This window comes from Aequorivita sp. 609 (assembly GCF_014212065.1).
Taxonomy (GTDB): domain Bacteria; phylum Bacteroidota; class Bacteroidia; order Flavobacteriales; family Flavobacteriaceae; genus Aequorivita; species Aequorivita sinensis.
Genome location: NZ_JACJVM010000048.1, coordinates 1 through 373 on the forward strand (window position 1 = coordinate 1; position 373 = coordinate 373).

General features: G+C 42.9%; 1 protein-coding gene. It reads right to left on the reverse strand.

Annotation, left to right across the window (positions count from 1 at the left end; genetic code table 11):
- Window positions 1-130 precede the first annotated feature (130 nt).
- Complete coding sequence (locus H4O20_RS15425; protein WP_185099483.1) at window positions 131-364, reverse strand: Kazal-type serine protease inhibitor domain-containing protein; 234 nt, start codon at window positions 362-364, stop codon at window positions 131-133.
- Window positions 365-373: the final 9 nt, after the last annotated feature.

Below are 373 nucleotides of genomic sequence, written 5' to 3' on the forward strand. Positions count from 1 at the left end.
ATTTATTTAAGAATTAGAACAATTTAAAAAAGGACAACACTTCATCTCAACATTAAAAACATTAAAAACACAGCACATGGTTCTGGTCTTCATGTCAGAAACCAAATCTAAACGAGTGGATTGATTCTCCTCAGCATTCTCCCATCCTGGAGATCAACGTGTTCACCTTCTTCTCCATGTTATCCAGACACAGCATGCACTCGTTTGGGTAAGTGGCTCCATCAGTTCCACACACAGGGTTATATTCCCGGGTACACATGGGAAGGGAGTATTCGGAGCATTTTGGCACTTTAGAGCCATCAGGGATCACAGCTGCACTTGCCAAGGCTGCCAAGCACAACACTAGAAGAATCCGTCCCAACATGATTGTTTG